Source organism: Paenibacillus sp. 01T422 (assembly GCF_056398785.1).
In genome coordinates, this window is the sequence record NZ_JBFTQB010001266.1 from 1 (window position 1) to 1,350 (window position 1,350).

1 protein-coding gene is annotated in these 1,350 nt (G+C 47.3%); it reads right to left on the reverse strand.

All coding sequences use genetic code 11. The features are described from left to right. A partial coding sequence (locus AC1DUA_RS37860; protein ID WP_477504605.1) for a glycoside hydrolase family 95 protein occupies positions 1 to 1,057 on the reverse strand: 1,057 nt, incomplete at its 3' end. Positions 1,058 to 1,350 lie beyond the last annotated feature (293 nt).

A 1,350-nucleotide genomic window follows, 5' to 3' on the forward strand; every position in this document is an offset into this window, starting at 1 on the left:
GAGGTGTGAAGCTATCATTCCAAATCCCTTGCAGGTTGGATGGCAGACTTCCAGGGCGGGAACTGGCAATGGTCAAATAACGGCCATACTGAAAGTATAACTCAGCCAGCATCTTTCTATGCTCCGAGCTGCCCTCTACTACGGCTTTCATTAGCTCGTTCGTTGCCAACGGCTGCTCCTCGTGCGAAGCTGACAGGCTAAATTGAACCCGGTTAAACAACGTTTGGTAATCATTGATGTGCCTTTGTTTCAGCTCCGAATACGAGTAGGCTTCTGCTTTCTCAAGCTGCTGCAAGCAAGCCGCCTCGGGATCAGCCTCTCGGAAGGTACTGCTCGCAGCAAACAAAAGCGTCACTTCCGAAGCGCCTTCTACGGAAATAAAATCGCCAATCGTCTGAACAACGCCGTCCGATGCCTTGGCTTTAAGCACACCGCTGAAAGCAACACCGTCTTTGCCGCATTCTCCGTTCATAACGATGCTGTCCGAGGACCGTGCATAACTATCCCCTTCATAAGGGCGCCGATTCAAATTCACACAGAAAGTAAGACCACCAGGCTTGCTGCTAGTCATATGAATCGCCATCACTTGATCTGGATAACTTGCGAATATTTCCCTGGTATAAGTCGTATCGCCAACATTGAAGGCTACCCGAGCTATGCCTGTCTGCAAATCCAATTCACGAAGATAGGCATGTATGTCCTCTTTCAAATCAGTGAAAAACAGCTTCATTTCCCCAAGAGGCTGATACGGATTATAGTATTTAGGCGAGGAAAACATAGACATCCTAGCTAGATATGTCGCCTTCTCCACGTCCCCGTCAAAAAGCAGCTTACGAATGTGAGGGAGCTGTTGCAGCGCATCCGGGTTTTCCCCCTCTTTCGGACCGCCGTACCAGATGGAGTCTTCATTAAGCTGAATCTTCTCCTCCTTGACCTGGCCAAAAATCATTCCGCCTAAGCGGCCATTTCCTACCGGCAATGCTTCCGTCCACTGCTTAGCAGGCTCCCGATACCATAATTTGAGCTCCTTATTCTCCCCAGCTTTGTGAGTTCTCATAATGACTCCTTGTCAAAATAGTTTTTGTGGGCACGACAACACACGGTGCCTTGAATGCTTTCGAAGCGTCCGAAACGCTCCTTCCTTAAGTTTAGCTTAACAAAACCCAAACGCTATATGTTTTGCCTGATTACGATAAAATGTTGCTATATTATGATTTCACATGGAGGTGTCATCGTAAAAATATCCGATAAATTGGAAAAACGTCAGGAAATCCTCCTGACGTCTATCGAAATCTCCTGCTATAGTTCAGCTCAAAGGAAATGGAGTCCGCTATTTAGAGAAAAATGGGC